This window comes from Enterobacter sp. A103, assembly GCF_034427535.1.
GTDB classification, from domain to species: Bacteria; Pseudomonadota; Gammaproteobacteria; order Enterobacterales; family Enterobacteriaceae; genus Enterobacter; species Enterobacter asburiae_B.
Genome location: NZ_JAXQPQ010000030.1, coordinates 1 through 1,219 on the forward strand (window position 1 = coordinate 1; position 1,219 = coordinate 1,219).

Consider the following 1,219-nt stretch of genomic DNA (forward strand, 5'->3'; position numbering starts at 1 on the left):
AATTCTGCCGGGAACGCAGGCCGGATATTCCATCGTTAATCTCACGGGCAAGCCGGAATTTCCGTTAAGTGCATCCGTGAGCCTGGATAATAGCGGGCAGAAGAGCACCGGTGAAAACCAGCTGAGCGGCGTGCTTACCGCCAATAATATGCTGGGGCTGGCGGATAAATGGTTTGTCAGCGGCGGGCGCAGCAGCGATTTTGCCAGCGCGTACGATGCGCAGAATTTCCAGGCGGGCGTCAGCGTGCCGTCTGGCTACGGCCTGCTGGACTACAGCTACGCCTGGAGTAACTACCGGACCACCATCAGTAACCAGGGCTTCAACTGGCTCTCCACGGGCGATACGAAAACCCACCGCCTTAACGCGTCCTGGGTGGTTTTCCGCAACGGGGATGTTAAAACCGGCATTGCGGCGGGCGTGGTTCAGCGCTCCAGCCGCAACTGGCTGAACGACGCGCCGCTTAAGAGCAGCACGCGCAACCTCTCGAGCCTGGTCCTGGGAATTACCCACACGCAAAAAATGCTGGGCGGCGTGGCGACCTTCAACCCGACCTGGAGCCACGGCATGCCGTGGTTCAATGCCGAAACCGACGAAAATAAATCCGGGGATATGCCGCGGGCAGAGTTCCGCAAATGGAGCCTGAACGCCAGCTTCCAGCGTCCTGTTGCCCGTAACGCGTGGTGGCTGACCAGCNATGCCGCGGGCAGAGTTCCGTAAATGGAGCCTGAACGCCAGCTTCCAGCGTCCTGTTGCCCGCAACGCGTGGTGGCTGACCAGCGCCTACGGCCAGTGGTCGCCCGACCGGCTGTACGGCGCCGAGCGCCTGACGCTCGGCGGGGAAAGCTCCGTGCGCGGTTTTAAAGAACAGTACCTGTCCGGGGACAACGGCGGCTACTGGCGTAACGAGCTGGGGTATTCCCTCTTCACCCTCCCGGTGATTGGCGCGGTAAGCGCAACGGTCGCCGTTGACGGCGGCTGGCTGGAAAAAGACCGTCAGGACCGCTTTGCCTCCGGCACGCTGTGGGGCGGTTCGGTGGGGCTGAGCAGCGCTGGGCGCGGGTACAGCAGCCAGATTTCGGTCGGCACGCCCCTGCGCTACCCCGACTGGCTCGGCCCGGATCATGTGAGCGTTAACTGGCGCATTGCCTTCATGCTTTAAGAGACTCTACGACTATGGATACCCGTCACCCACCCGTTCGTTTCTCGCAGCGTCTGATC

General features: G+C 61.8%; 1 pseudogene. It reads left to right on the plus strand.

Annotation, left to right across the window (positions count from 1 at the left end):
* Positions 1-1,160: pseudogene (locus SPH27_RS22990) on the plus strand (ShlB/FhaC/HecB family hemolysin secretion/activation protein); the annotation flags it as partial.
* Positions 1,161-1,219 lie beyond the last annotated feature (59 nt).